This window comes from Blautia sp. An249 (assembly GCF_002159835.1).
Classification (GTDB): Bacteria; Bacillota; Clostridia; order Lachnospirales; family Lachnospiraceae; genus Blautia_A; species Blautia_A avistercoris.
The window spans coordinates 60174-83808 of the sequence record NZ_NFJL01000016.1 but is presented as its reverse complement, the minus strand read 5'-3'; the positions used below and the strand labels follow the sequence as shown (position 1 = coordinate 83808).

20 protein-coding genes, 1 tRNA gene and 2 pseudogenes are annotated in these 23635 nt (G+C 44.4%); 17 read left to right on the top strand and 6 right to left on the bottom strand.

The annotated features are described in order from the left end of the window. The first annotated feature begins 49 nt into the window (after positions 1-49). The 3 genes from B5F53_RS14425 to B5F53_RS14415 all read left to right on the top strand — a co-directional run bounded on the left by B5F53_RS14425 (position 50) and on the right by B5F53_RS14415 (position 2416). Entirely contained in the window at positions 50-904 is an 855-nt protein-coding gene (locus B5F53_RS14425) for a transporter substrate-binding domain-containing protein (RefSeq protein WP_087224545.1), read from the top strand. Between the two features lie 80 nt (positions 905-984). Next, positions 985-1683: an amino acid ABC transporter permease gene (locus B5F53_RS14420; RefSeq protein WP_087224543.1), complete on the top strand. Its 699-nt coding sequence runs from the start codon at positions 985-987 to the stop codon at positions 1681-1683. After that, positions 1673-2416, top strand: a complete 744-nt coding sequence (locus B5F53_RS14415) for an amino acid ABC transporter ATP-binding protein (protein WP_087224541.1) — start codon at positions 1673-1675, stop codon at positions 2414-2416. The genes B5F53_RS14420 and B5F53_RS14415 overlap by 11 nt, the downstream gene beginning before the upstream one ends. 227 nt (positions 2417-2643) lie before the next feature. On the opposite strand, the gene B5F53_RS14410 is transcribed toward B5F53_RS14415, so the two are convergent. Further along, a complete protein-coding gene (locus B5F53_RS14410) occupies positions 2644-3075 on the bottom strand; it encodes a CBS domain-containing protein (RefSeq protein WP_242970333.1) in 432 nt (143 codons plus the stop codon). A gap of 123 nt (positions 3076-3198) precedes the next feature. On the opposite strand from B5F53_RS14410, the gene B5F53_RS14405 reads away from it, so the two are divergent. Next, the gene (locus tag B5F53_RS14405) at positions 3199-4599 is read left to right on the top strand and encodes an alanine/glycine:cation symporter family protein (RefSeq protein ID WP_087224539.1); all 1401 of its coding nucleotides are present in this window, start codon (positions 3199-3201) and stop codon (positions 4597-4599) included. Between the two features lie 62 nt (positions 4600-4661). Here B5F53_RS14405 and asnA read toward each other — a convergent pair whose 3' ends face one another. Continuing rightward, positions 4662-5669 carry an aspartate--ammonia ligase gene (asnA, locus tag B5F53_RS14400; RefSeq protein ID WP_087224537.1) on the bottom strand — a complete coding sequence of 336 codons (1008 nt, stop codon included), beginning with the start codon at positions 5667-5669 and terminating at the stop codon, positions 4662-4664. Positions 5670-5887: 218 nt separating this feature from the next. On the opposite strand from asnA, the gene nrdD reads away from it, so the two are divergent. Then, positions 5888-8023: an anaerobic ribonucleoside-triphosphate reductase gene (gene nrdD, locus B5F53_RS14395; RefSeq protein WP_087224535.1), complete on the top strand. Its 2136-nt coding sequence runs from the start codon at positions 5888-5890 to the stop codon at positions 8021-8023. 90 nt (positions 8024-8113) lie between these two features. After that, positions 8114-9412, top strand: coding sequence for a cation:proton antiporter (locus tag B5F53_RS14390; RefSeq protein ID WP_087224533.1), 1299 nt, complete (start codon positions 8114-8116; stop codon positions 9410-9412). A gap of 161 nt (positions 9413-9573) precedes the next feature. Here the strand turns inward: B5F53_RS14390 and B5F53_RS14385 are convergent, their stop codons facing one another. Both B5F53_RS14385 and B5F53_RS14380 read right to left on the bottom strand, forming a co-directional pair. After that, a complete protein-coding gene (locus B5F53_RS14385) occupies positions 9574-10692 on the bottom strand; it encodes a PucR family transcriptional regulator (protein ID WP_087224531.1) in 1119 nt (372 codons plus the stop codon). A 137-nt stretch (positions 10693-10829) separates the two neighbouring features. Beyond that, the gene (locus tag B5F53_RS14380) at positions 10830-11942 is read right to left on the bottom strand and encodes an ABC transporter ATP-binding protein (RefSeq protein ID WP_087224529.1); all 1113 of its coding nucleotides are present in this window, start codon (positions 11940-11942) and stop codon (positions 10830-10832) included. Positions 11943-12190: 248 nt separating this feature from the next. Here B5F53_RS14380 and B5F53_RS14375 point away from each other — a divergent pair, with 248 nt between their 5' ends. Beyond that, positions 12191-12832, top strand: coding sequence for a phosphoribosyltransferase (locus tag B5F53_RS14375; protein WP_087224527.1), 642 nt, complete (start codon positions 12191-12193; stop codon positions 12830-12832). Between the two features lie 76 nt (positions 12833-12908). Here B5F53_RS14375 and B5F53_RS14370 read toward each other — a convergent pair. Continuing rightward, positions 12909-12979, bottom strand: a tRNA-Gly gene (locus tag B5F53_RS14370). Between the two features lie 172 nt (positions 12980-13151). Next, complete coding sequence (locus B5F53_RS14360) at positions 13152-13664, bottom strand: ferritin (protein ID WP_087224523.1); 513 nt, start codon at positions 13662-13664, stop codon at positions 13152-13154. Between the two features lie 183 nt (positions 13665-13847). Here B5F53_RS14360 and B5F53_RS14355 point away from each other — a divergent pair, with 183 nt between their 5' ends. The 10 genes and pseudogenes from B5F53_RS14355 (at position 13848) to B5F53_RS14315 (ending at position 23619) form a co-directional block, all read left to right on the top strand. Further along, positions 13848-14462 (top strand): ABC transporter substrate-binding protein, encoded by a 615-nt coding sequence (locus tag B5F53_RS14355; RefSeq protein WP_087224521.1) that lies wholly within the window; start codon positions 13848-13850, stop codon positions 14460-14462. A gap of 40 nt (positions 14463-14502) precedes the next feature. Continuing rightward, the gene (locus tag B5F53_RS14350) at positions 14503-15186 is read left to right on the top strand and encodes a response regulator transcription factor (protein WP_087224519.1); all 684 of its coding nucleotides are present in this window, start codon (positions 14503-14505) and stop codon (positions 15184-15186) included. 10 nt (positions 15187-15196) lie between these two features. Next, entirely contained in the window at positions 15197-16432 is a 1236-nt protein-coding gene (locus B5F53_RS14345; RefSeq protein ID WP_087224517.1) for a sensor histidine kinase, read from the top strand. Positions 16433-16494: 62 nt separating this feature from the next. Further along, a complete protein-coding gene (locus B5F53_RS14340; RefSeq protein ID WP_087224515.1) occupies positions 16495-17178 on the top strand; it encodes an ABC transporter ATP-binding protein in 684 nt (227 codons plus the stop codon). Then, the gene (locus B5F53_RS14335) at positions 17175-19505 is read left to right on the top strand and encodes an ABC transporter permease (RefSeq protein WP_087224513.1); all 2331 of its coding nucleotides are present in this window, start codon (positions 17175-17177) and stop codon (positions 19503-19505) included. The genes B5F53_RS14340 and B5F53_RS14335 overlap by 4 nt, the downstream gene beginning before the upstream one ends. 69 nt (positions 19506-19574) lie before the next feature. Then, positions 19575-19667, top strand: a pseudogene (locus B5F53_RS20395) (sigma-70 family RNA polymerase sigma factor); the annotation flags it as partial. Positions 19668-19935: 268 nt separating this feature from the next. Continuing rightward, a pseudogene (locus tag B5F53_RS20865) lies at positions 19936-21045 on the top strand (recombinase family protein); the annotation flags it as partial. Positions 21046-21084: 39 nt separating this feature from the next. Further along, positions 21085-22386 carry an ABC transporter substrate-binding protein gene (locus B5F53_RS20985; RefSeq protein WP_442856298.1) on the top strand — a complete coding sequence of 434 codons (1302 nt, stop codon included), beginning with the start codon at positions 21085-21087 and terminating at the stop codon, positions 22384-22386. Positions 22387-22531: 145 nt separating this feature from the next. Beyond that, complete coding sequence (locus tag B5F53_RS14320) at positions 22532-23191, top strand: HAD family hydrolase (protein ID WP_087224506.1); 660 nt, start codon at positions 22532-22534, stop codon at positions 23189-23191. 2 nt (positions 23192-23193) lie between these two features. Further along, positions 23194-23619 (top strand): phosphate-starvation-inducible PsiE family protein, encoded by a 426-nt coding sequence (locus B5F53_RS14315; protein ID WP_087224504.1) that lies wholly within the window; start codon positions 23194-23196, stop codon positions 23617-23619. Positions 23620-23635 lie beyond the last annotated feature (16 nt).

Genomic DNA, 23635 nt, shown 5'->3' with positions numbered 1-23635 from the left:
TAAGTAAATAAATATGCAAGAATTTTGAATAAAAGTTGGAGGAAGAGAAATGAAGAACAGCAAAAAATTTGCAGCCCTGGCGCTGGCATGTATTATGGTTGGATCTTTCGCAGCATGTTCCGGAAGTGACGCAGCAGAAGAAAGCACGGAAAGCACAGAAACTACGGCAACTTCCGGCAGCGCAGTAGAAGAAGGCGGAGAAATTACTTCAAAAGAAGATCTGAACGGAAAGGTTATCGGCGTTCAGCTTGGCACCACGGGTGACCTGGCCGCTTCCGAAGAAGAAATCGGAGCTAAAGAAGTGAAACGTTACAATAAAGGAAACGAAGCGGTTCAGGCATTGAAGGCAGGACAGGTTGACTGTGTTATCATTGATTCCCAGCCGGCAGAGAAATTCGTGGAGAAGAACGATGATCTGAAAATCCTGGAAGAAGACTTTGTAAACGAGGAATATGCAATCTGTCTGAAAAAAGGAAATGACGAACTGTTAGAGGCTATGAACGGCGCTCTTCAGGAACTGCAGGAAGACGGCACCATCGACAGCATTATGTCCAACTACATCGGCGATAATATCGGGGAAACTCCTTATGAATCACCGGCAGATGTGGATCGTTCCAATGGAAAACTGATCATGGCTACCAATGCCGCATTCGAACCTTATGAATACCGCGAAGGCGATGAAATTGTGGGAATTGATGCGGATATTGCACAGGCTATCTGTGACAAACTGGGATATGAACTTCAGATTGACGATATGGAATTTGACTCCATTCTCCCGGCGGTACAGTCAGGAAAGGCAGATTTCGGCGCTGCCGGTATGACGGTTACAGAAGACAGAAAAGCAAGCGTCGACTTTACAGATACTTACGCCAACGCAAGCCAGGTAATGATTGTTAGAAAATAAGCAGATTATAGAGAACGAAGTAAAACAGGGCTGCTGACATTTTGCCAACAGCTCTGTTTTGCAGATGGGGGTGAAAATAAATGGATTTTTTCACAAATTTTAAAGAACAGTTCTATATGAACTTTATTAAGGATGACCGGTATCTGTGGCTGACGGACGGATTAAAGAACACGCTTATAATTACGGCGCTTGCAATTATTCTGGGTGTAATCATCGGATTTATTGTTGCGATTATCCGTTCTACCCATGAGAAAAACGGTACCTTTAAAATTGCCAATTGGATCTGCAAAGTCTATCTGACGGTAATCCGCGGAACCCCTTCCATGATTCAGTTGTTAATTATGAACTTTGTCATTTTGGCATCTGTCAGCGTGAATCCCATTCTCGTAGGAGGACTTTCCTTCGGAATTAACTCAGGCGCTTATGTGGCCGAGATTGTCCGCTCCGGAATTATGTCTATTGACCAGGGACAGATGGAGGCAGGAAGGAGTCTGGGACTGAACTACATACAGACTATGAAACTGATTATTGTTCCCCAGGCATTTAAAAATGTACTGCCGGCTCTGGTAAATGAGCTGATTGTTTTAATTAAGGAAACATCCATCATCGGATATATCGGAACTATGGATCTGACCAAAGGAGCGATGCTGATTCAGAGCCGTACCTACAACGCCTTTTTCCCGCTGATTGCGGCTGCGCTTATCTATCTTGCCATTGTCATGATTCTGACATTCTTTATGGGAAAATTAGAGAGGAGGCTGCGTACCAGTGAGCGATAAGAACAATGTTTTAATTGAAGTACAGGGGCTGGAAAAAGCCTTTGGCGACAATTTGGTGCTGAGAGGAATTACCACAGACATCTGCCAGGGGGAAGTGGTTGTAGTAATCGGGGCTTCCGGTTCCGGAAAATCCACCTTCCTTCGTTCTCTGAATCTGCTGGAAAAGCCCACAGGAGGACGAATCCTGTTTGAGGGGACAGATATTACGGATCCCAAGGTGGATATTAACCGCCACCGCCAGAAAATCGGTATGGTTTTCCAGCAGTTTAACCTGTTCCCTCATAAGACAGTAAAGGAAAACATTATGCTGGCGCCGGTGACTCTGGGACTGATGAGCAAAGAGGAAGCTGAGAAAAAAGCCGAAGAGCTTCTGGAACGTGTGGGGCTTCCTGACAAGGCAGATACGTATCCGGATATGCTTTCCGGCGGACAGAAACAGAGAATTGCCATTGCCCGTGCTCTGGCCATGAACCCGGATGTGATGCTCTTTGACGAACCTACGTCGGCGCTGGATCCGGAAATGGTAGGGGAAGTTCTGGAAATTATGAAAGAACTGGCCGAGGATGGAATGACCATGGTAGTGGTAACTCATGAAATGGGATTTGCAAGGGAAGTGGCAACCCGTGTTCTCTTTGTGGATGAAGGCGTTATTAAAGAGGAGAACGAGCCGGGAGAATTTTTTGAACATCCTCAGGATCAGAGACTGAAAGATTTTCTGTCCAAGGTTTTATAAGGGACTTTCCCATTACAGAACAAGCTGGAGTACTTTCCTGTGATATAAAAAAGAATCCTGCGAGCAGGATTCTCCGCCTGCGGCGGGGCGCAAAGCGCCTTCTTCCACTCCGACGCAGCGCGATCCACGCGGAGCGTTTTATTTAATAGGGAACGCAGTTTCCTATTAAATAAAAACAAAATATGCAGCAGTATCCAAATACATGAATATCTGCTGCATATTTTCTGTCATTCATTTTTGTTTTTTTCAGTTTCTTCCATATGGCATTTCGCATAGTACTGAATAATATTTTTGCGGGTAATAATACCGATGAAAGAATTCTGATCATCTGCTACGGGGACATAATTCTGATTGATTGCCCGCTCGATGAGATCTTCCATATTGGAATTTGCGCGGACGGTACGGTAATTCTGTCTTCTGGGAATGGACATAATAGGGTAGTCCTCAGCCTGTTTCATGGACTGGATTCCCAGGTTTTTCATTCCCCAGAGCAAATCTCCTTCGGAAATCGTAGCCACATACCGTCCGTCCAGGCTCAGTATGGGGATACAGGAATACTTTCTGTGCTCCATCTTTTCCAAAGCCTGGCGCAGGGTTTCGTTTTCGTATATGTATGCAATTTCACTTTTGGGTGTCAGAAAAAATAAAATATTTTTCACAGTTATTTAACCTCTTTACATGATATGTTGTACATATTCATGATAGTATGCAGGAAGTGGGTTGTCAACATTTCAAATATTAAAATTTAAGAAATTCGGATTAAGAAGAAAGGATTAGAGATCATGACTTTTTTTAATCAGATGATTGCAGATTTAAATACATTTTTGTACAGCTATATCCTGATTATTTTACTGGTTGGAACGGGAATCTATTTCACGGTAAGAACGAAATTCGTACAGATCCGGATGTTCCCGGAAGCCATCCGGGTACTTACAGAGAAGAAAAGCGATTCCGCAGGCGTCTCCTCTTTTCAGGCTCTGATGATTTCTACCGCTTCCAGAGTGGGAACCGGAAATATTGCCGGGGTTGCCACCGCTTTGGCAGCGGGAGGCGCAGGGGCGATTTTCTGGATGTGGCTTCTGGCTGTTATCGGAAGCGCCTCCGCTTTTATAGAAAGCACTCTGGCCCAGATTTATAAGGTGAAAGGCGAGAAGGAATTCCGTGGAGGCCCGGCTTACTATATTCAGTATGCCCTGGGAAAACGGTGGCTTGGAATTGTATTTTCCGTGCTGCTGATTGCCTGTTTTTCCTTCGGATTTAATGCTCTTCAGGCATTCAATGTAAGTTCTGCCATTGAATACTACATTGGACCTGAGTATTCTCAGACCTGTATCCCCGCAGTTATCGGCGCTGTTCTGGCCATTTGTACCGCTTTGGTTATTTTCGGCGGAGTTCATCGAATCGGAATCATTACTTCAGGACTGGTGCCTGTTATGGCAGTTCTTTATATTTTACTGGGAATTTATATTACAGCGATGAATATACAGGATCTTCCGGCAATTTTTTCGCTGATTTTCACAGAGGCGTTTGATATACAGTCTATTGCAGGGGGATTTGCAGGTTCCTGCGTCATGCTGGGAATTAAAAGAGGTCTGTTTTCCAATGAAGCCGGAATGGGTTCTGCTCCCAATGCAGGAGCGGCGGCAGACGTATCCCACCCTGCAAAACAGGGATTTGTACAGATGCTGTCAGTATTTATTGATACTATTTTGATTTGCACCACAACGGCTATGATGTTATTAAATTACGGAGTCATTGATCCGGAACTGACAGGAATGCCTTTCGTGCAGCAGGCCATTAAGGCAGAGGTGGGAGAATTGGGGATCCATTTTATCACCATTTCCATTTTCCTGTTTGCTTTCAGCTCCCTGGTGGGAAATTACTGCTACGCAGAATCTAACCTGAAATTTATTAAAGACGATAAGAATCTGCTTACGGTATTTCGTATTATCTGTGTCCTTATTATTTTCTGGGGCGCCCAGGCAAGCTTTGATACCGTATGGAACCTGGCGGACGTTCTGATGGGCTTTATGGCCATTGTAAATATTATTGCAATTTTACTGCTGTCCGGGGTTGGAGTCCGCACCCTGAACGATTATGTACAGCAGAAGGCCGAAGGAAAGGATCCTCGTTTTTCTCCCGGAAAGCTGGGGATCAAAAATACCCGTTGCTGGAAAGATTAAAAGCTTTATCGTATAAAAAAGACTGCCATTTTGAGGCAGTCTTTTTTGCACAGTAAATTGGTTTATAACAGACAGATGTCATGTCTGGCGGCCTCTTCTACCATATCTTTTGGCCAGAGGGAAACATGAACTTCTCCGATATGGGCTTTTCTTAAAAAGAACATACAGATTCGGGACTGTCCGATTCCGCCGCCGATGGTATAGGGAAGTTCTTTGTTTAAGATGGCTTTCTGGAAATCCAGTTCCTTCCGTTCCTGACAGCCTGCCAGTTCCAGCTGGCGTTCCAGGGCCTCTTCATCTACGCGGATTCCCATGGAAGTCAGTTCCAGGGCAATATCCAGGACAGGATAGTATACCAGAATATCTCCGTTTAATGTCCAGTCATCGTAGTCCGGAGCGCGTCCGTCGTGGGGCTCTCCGTCAGAGAGTTTTCCTCCGATCTGCATCAGGAAAACAGCGCCCTTTTCTTTTACTATCTTATATTCTCTCTCCTTGGGAGTACAGTCCGGATACATATCCAGAAGTTCCTGGGAAGTGATAAAGAAAATATCTTTCGGCAGGATTTCCTGTATGTAATCATACTGGACAGCCATATATTTTTCTGTTTTGCGGAAAGTTTTATAGATGGTGCGTACCACGTTCTGTAAAGTTTCCACAGTTCTTTCTTCTTTGGTGATGATTTTCTCCCAGTCCCACTGATCCACATAGACAGAATGAATATTGTCCAGATCTTCGTCCCGGCGAATGGCAATCATATCAGCATAAAGGCCCTCTCCGTGGGAAAAGCCGTATTTCTTTAACGCGTAACGTTTCCATTTTGCAAGTGAATGAACAACCTCCGCGTGTTCTTCCTGATCTTTGATGTCGAAGCTGACCGGTCTTTCCACACCGTTTAAATTATCGTTCAGACCGGAATTTGGAGATACGAAGACAGGAGCGGATACTCTAAGCAGATTCAGATTGTTTGCAAGAGTCTGCTGGAAGAAGTCTTTTACTGTTTTAATCGCAACCTGGGTATCATGGAGATTCAAATCAGAATGATACTCTTTCGGAATCGTTAATTGATGCATGAGGAGCCCTCCTTAAATTTATTTCAACAATATTCTATTATCTTATAACAAACAGAGATATTATACAAGAAAAAAATTGCCCCTTTTCTTTTAAAAAGAAATGTGCTATACTGCTTCTACCAGATATGGGAATACATATTTGGGTATTTTTTTGAGATATACAACATATGGTATTTTGGATGAAAATGGTATGAAATTTAAAATCAGGGAGAAGCGTTATGATTTATATTATCAAGAAAGATGGGACGAAAGAAGAATTTAATGCGGATAAGATCGTGGCGGCAGTAAATAAGTCTGCTTCCAGGATTCTTTATACATTTACAGAGGAGGAAAAGGAGTTCATCTGCCGGTTTGCCACAGAACATGCCCAGTCTCTGGGAAAGACGGAGATTCCCATTCAGGATATGCACAATATCGTGGAGGGGGCACTGGAGAGAGTAAACCCTGCAGTAGCCAAAAGTTACAGGGACTACCGGAATTATAAAAAAGATTTTATCCATATGATGGACGATGTTTATACGAAGAGTCAGGCCATCCGTTATATCGGAGATAAAAGCAACGCCAATACCGACAGCGCTCTGGTAGCCACAAAGAGAAGCTTAATCTTCAATGAGCTGAATAAGGAACTGTACCGGAAATTCTTTATGAACCGGAATGAACTTCAGGCGTGTAAAGACGGCTATATTTATATCCATGATCAGTCTGCGCGTCTGGATACCATGAACTGCTGTCTGTTTGATGTTGCTTCGGTTTTAAAGGGCGGTTTTGAAATGGGCAATGTCTGGTATAATGAACCGAAGACGCTGGATACGGCTTTTGACGTTATGGGAGACATTATTTTAAGTACGGCTGCGCAGCAGTACGGCGGCTTTACTGTACCGGAAGTAGATAAGATTTTAGGACCCTATGCTCGTAAGAGTTATGACAAATATGTGGCTGAGTTTCTCAGATATGCAGATGAGAGCTGGGATGGAAGAGAAGAGAAGGCGGTAGAATATGCCCTTGATAAAGTCCGCAGGGATTTCGACCAGGGCTGGCAGGGAATTGAGTATAAATTAAATACCGTCGGTTCTTCCAGAGGAGACTACCCCTTTGTAACAGTGACACTGGGACTGGGAACAGAGCCTTTTGAAAAAATGTGCAACATCTCTCTTCTGAATGTACACAAAGGGGGCCAGGGAAAGAAAGGCCGTAAAAAACCGGTGCTGTTTCCCAAAATTGTATTTTTGTATGATGAAAATCTGCACGGCCCGGGAGGTCAGTGTGAGGACGTTTTTGAGGCAGGAGTAGACTGCTCTGCCAAGACCATGTATCCGGACTGGCTGTCCATGACAGGAAAAGGTTATATTTCCAGTATGTACAAAAAGTACGGAAAGGTTATCAGCCCCATGGGCTGCCGGGCATTTTTAAGTCCCTGGTATGAACGGGGCGGAATGAATCCTGCAGATGACAAGGATACGCCGGTCTTTGTGGGAAGGTTTAATGTGGGGGCGGTAAGTCTTCATCTGCCCATGATTCTGGCTAAGTCCAGATCAGAGAACCGGGATTTTTATGAGGTACTGGATTTTTATCTGGAGATGATCCGGGATCTTCATAAACGAACCTATGAATATCTGGGACAAATGCGGGCGTCCACCAATCCGCTGGCTTACTGTGAAGGCGGCTTTTACGGAGGACATCTGCAGCCCCATGAAAAAATAGGAAAACTGTTAAAACCGATGACCGCTTCTTTTGGAATTACAGCCCTTAATGAGCTGCAGGAGCTGTATAACGGCAAATCCATCCGGGAAGACGGGGAGTTTGCCCTGGAAGTGCTGCGTTACATTAACAGAAGAGTAAATGAATATAAAGAAAAAGACGGCCATTTATATGCCATTTACGGAACTCCTGCAGAGAGTCTGTGCGGTCTGCAGGTGGAACAGTTCCGGAAAATGTACGGTATCGTAGAGGGGGTTTCCGACCGTCCTTACGTAAGCAACAGTTTCCATTGTCATGTAACAGAGGAAGTAACTCCTATTGAGAAACAGGATCTGGAAGGCAGGTTCTGGGAGCTGTGCAACGGGGGCAAGATTCAGTACGTACGTTATCCCATCAGCTATAATAAAGAGGCGATCCGTTCTCTGATTCGAAGAGCAATGGATCTGGGATACTATGAAGGCGTGAACCTGTCTCTGGCTTACTGCGACGACTGCGGACATGAAGAGCTGGAGATGGATGTCTGCCCGGTCTGCGGTTCTAAAAATCTGACCAAGATCGACCGAATGAACGGCTATTTATCTTACAGCCGGGTTCATGGAGATACCCGTCTCAATGACGCTAAAATGGCGGAAATAGCAGAGAGAAAGTCTATGTAAACAGAAAAAAAGATTCTTTTGTCCTGGAATTGATTTTTTTGTAATTGGTGCTATAATAGATGCATGTTTGAAAAAACGGGGGAGAAAAACATGTCATCTTATGCATTTTTAATGGACTTGGCACTGATTTTGCTGAGTACAAAAGTTTTTGGCCTTTTAACAAAAAGGATTCATATGCCTCAGGTAGTCGGGGCGCTGGTGGCCGGTCTGATTTTGGGCCCTGCCATGCTGAATATTATTCATGAGACGGATTTTATTAAGCAGTTGTCAGAGGTGGGCGTAATTGTCCTGATGTTCTGTGCAGGACTGGAAACGGACATCGACGAACTGAAAAGAAGCGGCAAGGCGTCCTTCATTATCGCGCTGATGGGCGTAATTATTCCGTTGATTGGCGGATTTTTAGTGGCCTTTGCCTTTAACCGTCCGGGAATGATTGAATCCGACGTAAGCACCAGCATCTTTTTACAGAATGTCTTTATCGGAGTTATTCTGACGGCCACTTCTGTAAGTATTTCGGTAGAAACCCTGAAAGAGATGGGCAAGCTTAACACGAAAGCGGGAAACGCTATCCTGGGAGCGGCTATAATCGACGATATTCTTGGTATTATTGCCCTGACTTTAATCACCAGTATGGCAGATACCAGTGTGAAAATCGGAGTGGTGCTTTTAAAGATTTTAGGTTTCCTGGTAATGGTGGCCGTGGCAGGACTTCTGGTGCACAGACTGTATAAACAGTGGGTGGATCGGTACAAAGGAAACATGCGCCGTTTTGTGATTGCGGCTTTTGTTATTTGTCTGCTGATGGCTTACTGCTCTGAAGTCTTTTTCGGGGTGGCGGATATTACGGGCGCCTTTTTTGCAGGACTGATAATTACAAAAACCACGAAGACTTCTTATGTGGCAAAGCGTTTTGATACCTTATCCTATATTTTACTTTCACCGGTATTTTTTGCCAGTATTGGGCTTCAGGTAGACCTGCCCAATATGACTTCAGCAGTTATCTGGTTTTCGGTGGCTTTGGTGGTGGTTGCAATTCTGACCAAGATTCTGGGCTGCGGCCTGGGTGCGAAAATGTGCCACTTTAAGAATAAAGACTGTGTTCGGGTCGGTGTGGGTATGATTTCCCGTGGTGAGGTGGCATTGATTGTTGCGTCCAAAGGAAACTCCATAGGACTGATGTCTCAGAGCCTTTTGGGACCGGTGGTTATTGTGGTTGTACTGACGACGATTGTGGCTCCTGTCTTCCTGAAAATAGCCTTCACGTCCAGAAAGAAAGGCGGATCCGCTGAATCTGAAGTTCCGTATGAAAGCGAATTAATCAGCAGCTATAATGAACAGGAGAGCTGGGCGCCAACGGCTTCTCAGGGCAATAAATCAAATCAGAAATAAAAGGCAGAAAAACTGCCGTCGTATGACATTAAAACAGTGCATACGGCGGCAGTTTTTTTGTAATAAGATTAAGGTGTCAAAAGTCTCTTCTGGAATTATGTTTCGGTAAAATACACAAAATCATCCGGACGTCGCGACTTTGCGCACAATGGAGATGAGACTCAGGGAATCGTGGAAGCCTTTGCTGAACACGATTTCCGATGCTGTTTGGTATACTTCATATAGTCTGCTACCATCATAGCAATCTTGAGGGTCAGGGCGTCTTCAAAAGTCCGGATGTCCAGATTGAATTTTTTCTGTATTTTTTCCAGACGGTATACCAGAGTATTCCGGTGTATATAGAGCTGACGGGAGGTTTCGGACAGATTTAAGTTGTTCTTAAAAAAGGTTTCAATAATACGCAGAGTCTCCTCATCCAGAGAATCCAGATCGTGTTCCTGAAAGATTTCATCGATAAACATTTTACAGATCGGAAGGGGAATCTGATAGAGAAGCCGACCGATTCCCAACTGGTTGTAGCCGAAGGTGTTTTTCTGGGAATTAAAGATTTTTCCCACTTCTAAGGCAGTCCGTGCTTCCTGATAGGCCGTTTGCAACTCTTCCAGGTTTTCTGCAATGCCGCTGTAGGAAACCCAGGCCGGAGTCATTGCTTCTGTATTTAACATATCTACCAGAACGAGAGCTGTTTCTTCCAGGACCTTTTCCGTATCGGTAGAACGCAGTTCCTTAATAATTACCAGAGTATTATTATCGAAAGAAGTTATGAAATCTTTTGATTTGGCGGAAAAAAGATTCCGGACGGTGGCCAGAACGCTTTCGTCTTTGCCGTTTTTTGTCTCTGCCAACAAAACGGCCCTTCTGGCCTGGGCAGAGATGTAAAGTTTTTTCGCCTTTGTATAGGCTTCTACGGAATTATAAGTTCCAAGCAGAAGTTTCTGCATAAACGCCGTTTTATCTGTCTTTTCCCGGTATGCTGCCAAAAGGCTTTCTATCTGGCAGACGGCCAGTTCGCCGATGGTCTGAGCCTGGATGGAACGTCCCCAGACCACTAAGAGGTAGACGGGAACACGAGCGGAATGAATTTTGAAAAGATGGACGGCGCTGTAACTGCAGGTAAGCGAGGAACTGTCCAGAAATTCCTGCAGCTTTTTTTCGGAAGGGAGTTTTTTATCTGCAGTGGAGATTTCCACCTTTTTCTCAAGAGTCATGAGGCAGTAATCCAGACCGCTGATTTCCTTCCATTGTTCCAGGGTGGATTGAAGTGTCTGATGTAAAGTCAATGAATTTAGAACCTCCTTATTGGTGTCTTTTACCGATAATCTTATTGTAGCACAGGGTCTGTAAAAAGGCATCGGCAATTTGTCTGAGGAAAAACAAATCCGGGCCAAAGCCCGGATTTGTCGTTGGAAGGTGATGATTAATGGGTAATAGCAATTTCTGTTTCTTTGTCAAAGAAATGTGCTTTTTCCATATCAAAAGCAAATTTAATAGGATCTCCTGTTTTTGCTGTTGTACGCGGATCCACGCGGGCGGTAATCTGAGTTCCGTTTATATCGAAGTATAAGAATACTTCAGCGCCCAGAAGCTCGTATACTTTTACAGTGGAATCCATGGTTGCACCGGGATTGGCGGCAATAAACATCTGGGAATCATGAATATCTTCCGGACGAATGCCGAGTACGACTGTTTTGCCCACATAGCCGCCTTCTTTTAAAGCTTTTGCTTTACCTACAGGAATTTCCAGTTTATAGGAGCCGATCTGTGCATATGTCTGGCCCTTTTCCTCTGTGATCTGAGCGTCCAGGAAGTTCATCTGCGGTGATCCCATGAATCCGGCAACAAACAGGTTGACCGGTTTATGATATAAGTTCTGAGGGGTATCCACCTGCTGAACAAGACCGTCTTTCATAACAACGATTCTGGTTCCCAGGGTCATAGCCTCTGTCTGGTCATGAGTTACATAGATGATGGTAGAGCCCAGTCTCTGATGGAGTTTGGAAATTTCAATACGCATCTGTACACGAAGCTTTGCATCCAGGTTGGATAAAGGCTCATCCATCAGGAAGACCTTGGGTTCACGTACGATAGCACGTCCCATGGCAACTCGCTGTCTCTGGCCACCGGAAAGAGCTTTCGGTTTTCTGTCCAGAAGATTTTCCAGATTCAGAATCCTGGCGGCTTCCCTAACCATTTTATCAATTTCATCTTTGGGAACTTTCCGTAATTTCAGACCAAAAGCCATATTATCATATACAGTCATATGGGGATAAAGGGCATAGTTCTGAAATACCATAGCGATGTCACGGTCTTTTGGTTCTACGTCATTTACAACTTTGTCACCGATTTTTAAGGTACCGCTGCTGATGTCCTCCAGCCCGGCGATCATACGAAGGGTTGTGGATTTTCCACATCCGGAAGGGCCGACAAAGATGATAAATTCCTTGTCTTCAATTTCAAGATTGAAGTCTTTTACTGCTTCGAATCCATTGGAATAGGTTTTGTTAATATGCTGTAATGATAAACTTGCCATGATAATTCCTCCAAAAAATTTTATTCACGTTTTCTTTAATCTGAACATAGTATATCGGACAAAAAGGGAAAGAAACAGAGCAGAATCCAACAAAGATTTGGAAAAAATGTTGACAGAATGACGAAAGACTTTCCAGGAAAAGGGAAATGCTCTTTACGATAGAACGGGAAATAGGATATAATGAATAGGAGGAATTTTCGCAATAGAAATTAAATTCTGAATTTACTTCATGAAAAGGGGGTTTTCAAATGGAGAAAAGGATGTTTAAAGTTTATGCAGAATGCGATGACAAAATCGTACTGAAGGTTATTCCCGGCCATTTTGCCACACCTCAGTCCCATATCACCCATTATATTGATATGACGACGATGAAGGCACGGGCCTCAGAAGCTTCCAGAATTGCCAGGGCTTTGTCCAGAAATTACGAGACAAGTACTCCGGTGGATACCATTGTATGTATGGACGGTCTGCAGGTGGTGGGTGCATATCTGGCGGAAGAACTGACGAAGGTAGGAGTTCTTAACATGAATGCCCATCAGACGATCTATGTTATTGAACCGGAATTTAACAGCATTGGGCAGATGATTTTCCGGGACAATATGCAGCCCATGATTAAAGGGAAAAATGTGCTGCTTTTAAACGGCTCAATTACAACAGGTGAAACCTTAAGCAGAGCCATTGAAAGCGTATTGTACTACGGAGGAATTATTCAGGGGGTTGCAGCCGTATTCAGCGCTGTAAATAAGGTTGCCGGGATGGAAATACGTTCGGTGTTTACCCAGAGAGACGTCCCCAATTACGGAACCTATAAGAACAGTGAATGTCCGCTGTGCAAACGGGGAGAGAAGATCGACGCCATTGTCAACAGCTATGGATACTCCAAATTATAAAGGGAGAAAGGAAATGGCCCGCCCGTCATAAGGTATGACAGGCAGGCCATTTTAATAGAGAGAAATATAAATCAAGAGCAGATAACGGGAGTCGGACCCGCCTCTCCAGCTTGGGAAGCTAGCATTCTACCGATGAACTATATCTGCTTGAAAGGATATAATAATTATAACATTCTCTCTTTGTTTGTCAAGGAAGACTTTCTTTCAGAATATCTGATATTCTTCATTGATTTGACAAAAAATCTTTCCGGACGACAGAAAATATTCTCGTTTCACAAAAAAATCAGGGGAAGTTCCCCTGATCTTTTGTGTGTCCTTTTTATAAAGTAAGAGAAGGTGCGCTGTAAACTCTGGCCCCCATTTCCTGATCCAGCATGTAGAGACTCTTGGGATCGGAACCGAACAATTCCATTTTTTTCACTAAATCGGAGGCGTTGGTTTCTTCTTCGCCCTGTTCCTTTACAAACCAGTCCAAAAACTGCATCGTACGGAAATCCTTCACTTCATAGGCCTGGGCATAGATGGTATGAATTAAACTGGTTACGTACTGTTCGTGCTTTAACCCTTCCTTTAAAGGAGAAAGGTTCCCGGTTAATTCCACACTGGGTTTGTCAATGGCCTCGAAGGTAACGGTTTCATCGTTGTTCTGCAGATACTGCATCATTAACATGGCGTGATCCCGTTCTTCCTGGGCCTGGATCTGATACCAGTTGGCAAAACCATTGAGGCCCTGTTCCACATAATAGTTAGAAAAATATAAGTACAGATAAGCAGAATAAAATTCTTTGTTCACCTGGTTGTTGAGTAATTTCGTCACTTTTTCGTTTAACATATGTAATTCTCCTTTCCAGAAAGTCTGATGTATTTATTTTATCTTAGAACCGATTATGATTCATCAACAGTATAATACGAATCGCCGAAAAAGACAATGGGAATCCGTCCCTGGGGAAAAGCTTTCAAAGGCTCACCTTTTTTGGTTTTTTTCATATAGTACTACAGGAAAAGGAGGAGTTTTATGAAAAAGAAATGGCTTGCGGCTGCAGTATGCAGCGTACTGTCTCTGACGTTACTGGCGGGATGTGAGACACAAAAGGAAACTCCGGAGGAGGAAACCGCACATATGGATGTGTCGGCGGCGCCGGAAAAGGAAGAAGAACTGACAAAGGTTACGTTAAATGAAGTAGCTCATTCTATTTTTTATGCGCCCCAGTACGTGGCTGCAGAATTGGGGTATTTCCGGGACGAGGGAATTGATCTGGAAATTGTTACCGGATTTGGAGCGGATAAAGTTATGACGGCCGTTTTGTCCGGGGAGGCAGATATTGGTTTCATGGGAGCGGAGGCTTCTGTTTATGCCTACCAGGAAGGAGCGTCAGACGCGGTTGTCAATTTCGCCCAACTGACCCAGAGAGCAGGGAATTTCCTGGTGGCCAGACAGGAAATGCCGGGATTTACCTGGGAGGATCTGCGGGGGAAGACCGTGCTGGGAGGCCGAAAAGGCGGTATGCCTAACAACGATGTAACATGGGAGCACATAAAGGAAATTTATGAGTGGACAAGCCGAAAAGCCGCAAATATAAAGGTTTTCAAGAATGCTTTAACTTGTGCTAATTTGTCAGCGGAATTATAATAAGAGACGGTGTTATATAACTTTGGAGGATAGATAAGGTATGCAAAAAATTCTGTATGTAGAAGATGATTTAAGCCTGATTGATGGCTTGCAATATACTTTGGAAAGCAGCGGATATGCCGTAGACAATGCGAGAACCGTCAAAGAGGCATTGTCCCTGTTTCGGAGAAATCATTACGATTTACTGCTATTGGATGTCACTCTGCCAGATGGCACAGGATTTGATGTCTGCAAAGAGGTACGGAGCGGTTCAACCATCCCGATTATATTTTTAACTGCGTCCGATCAGGAAATCAGCATTGTTAGGGGTCTTGATATGGGCGGGGATGATTACATCACAAAGCCTTTCAAGCTCAATGAGCTGCTTTCCAGAATAAAAGCACTTCTTCGGCGCTCTCTGAAATTTTCTAAAGCAGAGGCAATCTTGGAGGCAAATGGTATTCGTGTAGATACCATCGAAAGGCTTGTCTGGAAAAACGGCAAGCCGATTGACCTGCCTCTGGTAGAATACAAACTTCTGTGTCTGTTCATGCAAAATCCTAATCATCTCATGCCACGGGAAATGATTTTAGACCGGATGTGGGATGGCAATGGGAATTTTGTAGATGATAATACTTTATCCGTTTATATCCGGCGGTTACGAAACAAAATTGAAGATACGCCAAATGCGCCCAAATATCTGCTGACCGAACGGGGAGTTGGATATAAGTGGGTTGTTGAGTGAGGAAAGAGCTATGGGCAAATTAGGGAAAGAAACAAAAATATTGTTAATCGCCATTACTGCTATCTGCCTCATTTCCTTTCTTCTGGCCGGAGGGATTGCCACACTTCTGGCAAAAAATTTTCAGCAGGAATTATTGTTCCATGATTATGGCGTTGCAGGCCATTTAATGAACAATGAAAATGAGCTGTCAATCTCCGCTTTCACTGCACAGCCGAACGAGAATGACATAGAACGCGGCAGGGAGGCTTTGGCTTCTGTCGGATATGATGAAACGGCTTCCATGTGCTTTCTGCCTGCTGTCCAGACATACCGAAATCAAACAATGCTTTCTATATTTCTGCTGTTGGTTTTCCTGTTTGGGGCAATCTACTTATCGCTGTTTCTTTATCTTCGCCGCCAACACAGGACTTTCAGTAATGCCGAAAATACCATCCGCCAATTTCTGGATGGCAATACCACGTCCCGTATCGAATGTTCACAGGCCGGTGACTGGTACAGCCTGTTTCATGCCATCAATGAAATGGCGGCCATCCTCTCTGCTCATGCCGAGAACCAACGGCAGACCAAAGAATTTTTGCAGGACATTATTTCAGATGTATCACATCAGATGAAAACGCCGCTGTCTGCCCTGAAAATGTACCATGAGATTATAGCGAACCATAAAGATGATGCTGAAACAGTGAGCGGCTTCACTGAAAAATCGCAAAGAGAGATTAGGCGGATGGAAGATGTGATTTACACCCTGTTGAAATTGGCGCGGCTGGACGCAGGAATTATCCAGATGGAAAAGACCCCGGAAAATCTTTCTGTTCTTATGCAGGATGTTTTGGAACGCTTTGAAACTTGGGCGGAACGGGAGCATAAAACAATTACGCTTTTCGGTAAAGAAGATGTTGTTTTATCATGCGACGCTCTGTGGGTATCGGAAGCCATCGGCAATATTGTAAAAAACGCTTTGGAGCATACAGAGAACAGCGGCCATATCAGAGTAAAATGGAGCCAGTCCCCTTTAATGACACAGATTGAAATTTCTGATGATGGAAAAGGAATACACCCGGAAGATCTGTATAACATTTTCAAACGGTTTTACCGCAGTCGTTTTTCATCGGATGTTCATGGCATTGGCTTAGGGCTGCCGCTGGCTAAATCTATTGTAGAAGCTCACAGCGGAACCATTTCCGTAACCAGCAGTTTAGGCGCAGGAACCACGTTTACATTGAATTTTTTCAACCTTACAGATGAGTAAGATAGATGTCACTTGGAAGTAAGTCATGGGGTGTATGATGTGTCTGTAAGGAGGTTTTGAATATGAATATTCTTGAAGTACAGGACCTGTGCAAAACCTATGGCACAGGCGAAACAGAAGTTCACGCTTTGAATCATGTATCATTTTCTGTCCGCAAAGGCGAGTTTATCGCCATCATTGGTGAATCGGGTTCCGGCAAAAGTACCCTGCTGAATGTGATCGGCGCTCTGGACAGCGCCACTTCCGGCAAGGTGTGGATTGATGGACAGGATATTTTTTCGATGCCGGAGAAGAAATTAACTGTGTTCCGGCGGCAGCATATCGGATTTATTTTCCAGTCATTTAATCTGATACCGGAGCTGAATGTGGAGCAGAACATTACATTTCCGTTGCTGCTTGACTATAAAAAGCCAAATCAAAAGTTCGTCAATGAGTTATTGCAGGTACTTGGGTTGAGTGAACGCCGGAAACATCTTCCCAGCCAGCTTTCCGGCGGCCAGCAGCAGCGTGTGGCGATTGGCCGGGCATTAGTCACACGCCCTGCCCTGATTATGGCAGATGAACCGACCGGAAATCTGGACAGTAAAAACAGTCAGGAAGTTTTGGCTTTACTGCAAACCATGTCCGACAGGTATCAACAGACCATTTTGATGATTACCCACAACAAAAACCACGCCGGCGCAGCAGACCGTGTGTTCCGTATGAGTGATGGTGTGCTGAAGGATTTGGGGGTGTCGTCGCGTTGAAAAGTTATCTTGGATTAGTGCCGCAATATGAAAAGGTACACCGCAAGAACAATCGAATTTCGGTTCTTTGCATTGTCCTCTCGGTGTTGCTGGTAACTGCTATTTTCAGCATGGCAGACATGGCGCTGCGCGCACAGAAAAATTATTTTATCAAGACGAACGGGGAATACCATATCAGTTTGACCGACATTGATGAACAGACGGCGGAGCTTGTAAAAGCGCGGATAGATGTTGCCCTCTGCGGATGGACCTATCAGGGAAGTACGGGAGCTATCGGCTCCAAAACCGTCAGCTACGCAGGTGCGAATGAGGACACCTTTTCCACTTTGACAGAAATGGATATGGAAAACGGCTCATACCCCACCCAGCCTGATGAAGCATTATTGAATAAATCGGCTATGGAACAGTTGGGGCTTGCGATTGGCGACACCGTAGCCGTTACAGTGCCGGACGGTTCCAGCCGGGAATACCGCATTACCGGCGTCCTTACCGATATGGGAAGTTTGCTGAAAGCGGATGTATATGGCATGGTATTGACCGAGGATGGTTTTCGCCAGATTGCAGACGAAAATGCCAAAGATGGAACTACTTTCCGCATTCAGTTCAAAGATGGTGTAAACATTCAGGCAGCCATAAAGGAGATAAAAACGCAATATGGACTTTCAGACAGTCAGGTAAGCGAAAACACGGCTCTCCTTGGCTTGATGGGGAAAAGCGAGAATAGTACAATGCAGTCCCTATACATCGTTGCAGGCTTTCTTGTCCTTTTGGTGCTGATTGCCGGTGCAGTAATGATTGCCGCCAGCTTTAACACAAATGTTCTGGAACGGGTTCAGTTCTATGGCCTTTTACGGTGTCTGGGTGCATCCAAAGCACAGGTAAAGCACTTCGTCATTCTTCAAGGGCTGCGCCAAAGTATGAAAGGCGTACCGGTTGGGCTGGTTGCCGGACAGATTATTACATGGTGTGCCTGCCTCTTACTGAAATCCATCAGCGGGGAACGCTTTTCAGAAATACCGCTTTTTCAGTTCAGTGTAAGCGGTCTGATTGCTGGTGTAGTGATTGGTTTTCTGATTGTACTACTGGCATCCCTGTCCCCGGCAAAGAAGGCTTCAAAAGTATCGCCGGTAACTGCAATCAGCGGCAGCACACAGCTTACGCAGAACAAGAGGGCCGCAAATACAAAGCTGTTCCACATTGAAACCAGTATGGGAATTTTTCATGCGCTATCCGGCAAGAATGTATTCCTTATGACCTGTTCGTTTGCTATCAGTATTATGATGTTCCTTGCGTTTCAGGTAATGGTAGTCTTTCTCGATCAGGGGATGCCGGCGCTCTCTCCATCGGCCGCGGATGTATCGATCACAATGGGAAATACATCTCTGGACAAATCGTTGCCGGAACAGATCAGAGAAACGGAAGGTATTGACAAAGTTTTTGGCCGTATGGAAATGACTGGCCTTTCTGTTTTCTCTGATGTGGGGGAAGGAACCGTCACACTCATTTCCTACGATGATAACCAATTCGGATGGGCGAAAGAAGAATTGAATCAAGGCAGTATCACGCCTGTTATGGAAAATACAGATCGTGTTCTGGTTACTTATCAGGATGGTGTAAACTGGAATGTTGGAGATACCGTAGTCCTTCATACAACTTCCGGCGATAAGCAGGTAACGATTGCCGGAATACTGGAAACAGCTACGGCCAGTGCGGCGGGTGGTGCAGGAAGCAGCGGATATATGATTTGCTCGGAGCAGACATTTGCCGCTTTGGTTGGCGATTGGGGCTATACAACGATTGATGTTCAATTTTCTTCTGCCGGTGGGGATGATACTGTTTCCACAATACGGAGCATGCTCCCATCCGACAGCACTGTTTCAGACAAGAGAATTACCAATTCCGAGTCTCAAAGCTCCTACTATACAGGCGCTGTGTTTATTTATGGTTTCCTCATCATTATTGCACTTATCACCGTGTTTAATATTTTTAACAGCATGAACGCCAGCGTAGCGTCCAGAACAAGGCAATACGGCATTATGCGTTCTATTGGAATGGGTGCAAATCAGCTTTATAAGATGATTGCGGCGGAAGCCTTTACCTATGCAATACTTGGCTGTGTTGTTGGATGTGTCCTGGGGCTGCCGCTGAACAAGCTGATGTTCCAATTTTTGATTGCAGATAAATGGGGAACTGCATGGCAAATCCCTGTGGGTTCCCTTCTATTGATTGTGTTCCTCTGCCCTGCGTCTGCGGCGATTGCGATTAGACGCCCCATCCGGCAGATCAGCAGAATGGCAATCGTAGACACAATTAAGCTCCAGCAATAATTTCGTTAAACAACAAGCGTAAAAGACTGGCCTTCCGTTTCCTTGGAGGGTCAGTTTTTTAATGCCTATCTTACTCTCGCTATTGCCGGCTTACCGGACAAACAGGCAAAACGCATTTACGCTCACTTTATTATTGGCATGACGAAACAGGATATTGCCCGGGGTTTTTTGTTTATCAATAAGATAAGCTGTAACTCGCATAAGATATAATAACCACATGCTGAGGTGATTGCAATAGACAGAAAAAAAGAAGTATGCTATCTGCTGCAAAAGACCGACACTGATCCAAAAGAAATTGACAGAAAAAAAGAACGTCTGAAAAAGCAGGGGTATCTTGTCGTCACGATTATTGAAGGAGAAAACGATATAAAGAAAGGGTTGCAGGAAGTGGTCAGGGATCATTTTTATAGAAGTAAAGAAGGACGATAATATGACTTCAACAATCACAGATACCCCTATTGTCATAGATGGATATGTGCGTCTCTCCCGGGATGATAACAAACGAAATTATTCATCTATTGAAAACCAGAAAAAAATCATTCAGAAATATGCAGAAGAAAACAACATGATTGTCCGCCACATTTATGAAGATGACGGAATTTCCGGTTATTCTTTTAACCGTCCCGACTTCCAGAACATGATGTCCAATTTAAACGCAATAGATGTCATTGTGGCAAAAGACCTTTCCCGAATCGGCAGACACAATGCGAAGGTACTGCTCTTTCTGGAAGAAATGGAGGAACAGGGTAAACGGGTAATCCTGATTGACGATAACTATGATTCCCTCTATTCTGATGACGATATTATCGGTATTAAAACATGGGATAATGAGCGGCACGTTAAGAACACAAGCCGCAAGGTAAAGCGTATCAAAAAAATGGAACAGGAAAACGGCACACTGAAATGTGCTCCGCCGTTTGGCTATACCAGACACCCGCTGAATAAGCAGATGGTTTTGATTGATGAAGAAGCTGCCGCTATCCTGAACCTTGAAAAAGACCTTTATCTGGAAGGGAACGGAATACGCAGAACGGCCGAAATCCTTTCAGAACGAGGTGTTCCCACGCCTACTATGTTACAAAAAGAGCGGTATGAAGCTCTGGGGCGTCCCTATAACAGAGAAGTCGCTTATATGTGGAGCTATGGCATGGTAAAAGACACGCTTTTCAATGATTATCACAACGGAATCCTTCGCACTCATAAACGGGAACGTGTCACAATCAACGGAAAAGATAAAAAGGTTCCGAAAGACCAGCAATATGTGTTTTATAATCACCATCCAAAAATATTTGATGATGATACTATGAAGTTACTCTTTGAAGTCAAGGACAGCCGCCATCACAGCCGGTACAGAGGTCAGAGAAAGCATATCAATATTTTTTCCGGGTGTTTGTACTGCAAAGACTGCGGCATGAAGCTGACCGCTATCAACCGCCCCAACCGTGGGAAATATTATGTCTGCGGCACTTATAATAAAAAAGGAAAGCAATTTTGCGGTCATGCTCATTTAGTGACGCAGGAAACCCTTGTGGACGCACTGATTAAATACCTTACACTTTGCCGTGACAGTTTGGCAGACATGATTCAAAACTTTGATTTGTCAAAACTGAAAGCCGATACGTTCTCTGCTGATGATAGCCAGCAACGGCTTGAAATTGAGCTGGAAAAGCTCAAAAAAGAATTGAAAACACTGGTTACTCAAAAGATAAAGGAAATTACAGCCAACCCGGATATGAATGAAATTATCAACGAGACCTACGCTTCTTTGCAGGCAGACAAAATGGAACGTATTTCAGCCATCGAAAAGACTTTGCAGGATTTGACAAAAGAACCGCATATTCCGGCGGCCATCAAGCCCAATCTTCAAACGGCTCTCGATATTCTAAATGAGGTATTGGAGCAAAAAGCTCTGACACGGACGGATATTGAAGTGCTTGTGGAAAAAATCATTGTCGATAAAGACGGAAATGTGGATATTTACTTAAAACATGGTCTTGGTAATCTGGCGGCCTACGATTTCAAGGCCGATAAAGAAAACCAGAAACTGACCATGCTGCTCGAGGCAATCCGGCTTCTGGAAAAGGACGAAACAGGTTTTACCTCTGTGAAATTCCTCTCCGATAGCCTGAAAGCCATGGGCTATCCCATGCACAAGAAAAAATTCGTTACTTACATGGAGCACCTGTTGGAGCTGGGGCTTGTTGAAAAGACCGGAATTTATCATTATCCTTACAGAATTGTCGCTTCTCGACAAAAACTGCGTGATGTGGAAAAAATGTTCATCATGGTAGGGCAGACAGGCGGTATGCCGGAGATGGTATTCGAATATATTCTGAAAGAAAACGGAATTGATCCTGAAAAAGATCTGGAAATCGATCAGAGCATTGATTTTGGATCAACGGCAGCGGCGTTTTCAGGAGGAATGGGAGACTTTTCTGTGGAATTTGAACCGTCAGCCACTGCGCTGGAACAGGAAGGAGCCGGTTACGTGGTAGCTTCCTGCGGCGTTGATTCAGGTTATGTACCTTATACGTCTTACAGCGCCAAGTCCAGTTTTATGGAAAAGAATCCCGGAATAATTCAGAAATTTACCAATGCCCTGCAAAAAGGAATGGATTATGTACAGGAACATGATGCCAGAGAAATCGCAGAGGTGATTGCGCCTCAGTTCCCGGACAGTGATCTGGATACCATTACCACCATAGTAAACCGGTATTTAGAGCAGGACACCTGGAAAGGAGACCTGATTTTCCAAAAAGAGAGCTTTGAACTTCTGCAGGATATTCTGGAGAGCGCGGGGGAACTGAAAGAACGGGTACCCTATGAAGAGCTGGTTGTCACGGATTTTGCTGAAAAAAGTGTTTCTTCTGCAGAAGAATGAAAATTATCTGTATTTAAACAGGTTATCTGTGATATAATGAAACTACTTCTGAGGATGTGAAAAAACAGAGCTGACGCCGGCCCTTTTCGGTTCCGGCGTCGGCCGGAAAAGGATTCCCAGGCTGAATCCGGAAAGGGGAAACACGATGATAAAAGCGGTAATCCTGGACATGGACGGCGTCATGTTTGATACGGAACGGCTGGCTGTTACCGGATGGAAAGAAGCAGGCAGGAGCCTGGGATTTTCCATGACTGAGAGTCAGTTAAACCAGATACGGGGAAGTATTACTTCCTACAGCCGGATTTTATTTCAGAACTGGTTCGGGACTTCCATTGATTATGACGAGGCACGAAGACTTCGTTCCCAATATGTGGATTCCTATATTGCCGCCCATTCCATTCCTTTAAAAGAAGGACTGGAGGAATTACTGAAATATTTAAAAGCCCGCCAGATCCCGGCAGTTGTGGCCACCTGTTCCCGCCGTCATATTGCTGAGCGGTACTGGAAAGAGGCGGGGATTTCTTCTCTTATCACGGAATCCATATGCGGGGATGAGGTGGAAAAGGGCAAGCCGGATCCGGAGATTTTTCTGAAAGCAGCCCGCAAAATTCAAATGCCCATAGAGAACTGTCTGATAGTGGAGGACAGTTTCAATGGAATCCGCGCAGCCCGGGCGTCCGGCGCAATTGTGTGCATGATTCCCGATTTGATGGAACCCACAGAAGAAATCCACAGCTTATGCAATTACATTCTGAAAGATTTGCGGCAGATTATTGAAAAACTAGAAAGACAGCAGGAGGAATAAGAATGCACAACCATGAAATCCGAAAGAGAATCAGCGACATAGTTCATAATGTAGCCCGTTATATGGAAATTGTACTTTCCATCGGCGTTTTAATTATCGCCCTGTTCTCTGCCATTGAATTATTCTGGACAGTGACCCAGACGCCTTTTAAGGAATTGGATTCTGCTTTTTTTACCTCTTTTCTGGCACAGGGACTGGCGATTATTGTAGGTCTGGAATTTGTGGACATGCTGTGTCGTCATACGGTGGAAAGCCTGATTGAGGTTTTGCTGTTTGCCACGGCCCGTCAAATGGTGGTGGAACATCTGAAAAACTGGGAGACTCTGATGGGAGTTCTGGCTATCGGCGTTTTATTTGCCATTCATAAATACCTGGTGGTAAGGCCCGACAGGAAAGAAAAAGAGAAAGAAGAGAAGAAAGAATCTTAGATTAAAAAAGGCTGCG

Excerpts from the sequence above, each read along its gene's own strand:
- B5F53_RS14425 (WP_087224545.1), top strand. The coding sequence starts at position 50 with ATGAAGAACAGCAAAAAATTTGCAGCCCTGGCGCTGGCATGTATTATG.
- B5F53_RS14420 (WP_087224543.1), top strand. The coding sequence starts at position 985 with ATGGATTTTTTCACAAATTTTAAAGAACAGTTCTATATGAACTTTATT.
- B5F53_RS14405 (WP_087224539.1), top strand. The coding sequence starts at position 3,199 with ATGACTTTTTTTAATCAGATGATTGCAGATTTAAATACATTTTTGTAC.
- asnA (WP_087224537.1), bottom strand. The coding sequence starts at position 5,669 with ATGCATCAATTAACGATTCCGAAAGAGTATCATTCTGATTTGAATCTC.
- nrdD (WP_087224535.1), top strand. The coding sequence starts at position 5,888 with ATGATTTATATTATCAAGAAAGATGGGACGAAAGAAGAATTTAATGCG.
- B5F53_RS14390 (WP_087224533.1), top strand. The coding sequence starts at position 8,114 with ATGTCATCTTATGCATTTTTAATGGACTTGGCACTGATTTTGCTGAGT.
- B5F53_RS14380 (WP_087224529.1), bottom strand. The coding sequence starts at position 11,942 with ATGGCAAGTTTATCATTACAGCATATTAACAAAACCTATTCCAATGGA.
- B5F53_RS14375 (WP_087224527.1), top strand. The coding sequence starts at position 12,191 with ATGGAGAAAAGGATGTTTAAAGTTTATGCAGAATGCGATGACAAAATC.
- B5F53_RS14360 (WP_087224523.1), bottom strand. The coding sequence starts at position 13,664 with ATGTTAAACGAAAAAGTGACGAAATTACTCAACAACCAGGTGAACAAA.
- B5F53_RS14355 (WP_087224521.1), top strand. The coding sequence starts at position 13,848 with ATGAAAAAGAAATGGCTTGCGGCTGCAGTATGCAGCGTACTGTCTCTG.
- B5F53_RS14350 (WP_087224519.1), top strand. The coding sequence starts at position 14,503 with ATGCAAAAAATTCTGTATGTAGAAGATGATTTAAGCCTGATTGATGGC.
- B5F53_RS14345 (WP_087224517.1), top strand. The coding sequence starts at position 15,197 with ATGGGCAAATTAGGGAAAGAAACAAAAATATTGTTAATCGCCATTACT.
- B5F53_RS14340 (WP_087224515.1), top strand. The coding sequence starts at position 16,495 with ATGAATATTCTTGAAGTACAGGACCTGTGCAAAACCTATGGCACAGGC.
- B5F53_RS20985 (WP_442856298.1), top strand. The coding sequence starts at position 21,085 with ATGATTCAAAACTTTGATTTGTCAAAACTGAAAGCCGATACGTTCTCT.
- B5F53_RS14320 (WP_087224506.1), top strand. The coding sequence starts at position 22,532 with ATGATAAAAGCGGTAATCCTGGACATGGACGGCGTCATGTTTGATACG.
- B5F53_RS14315 (WP_087224504.1), top strand. The coding sequence starts at position 23,194 with ATGCACAACCATGAAATCCGAAAGAGAATCAGCGACATAGTTCATAAT.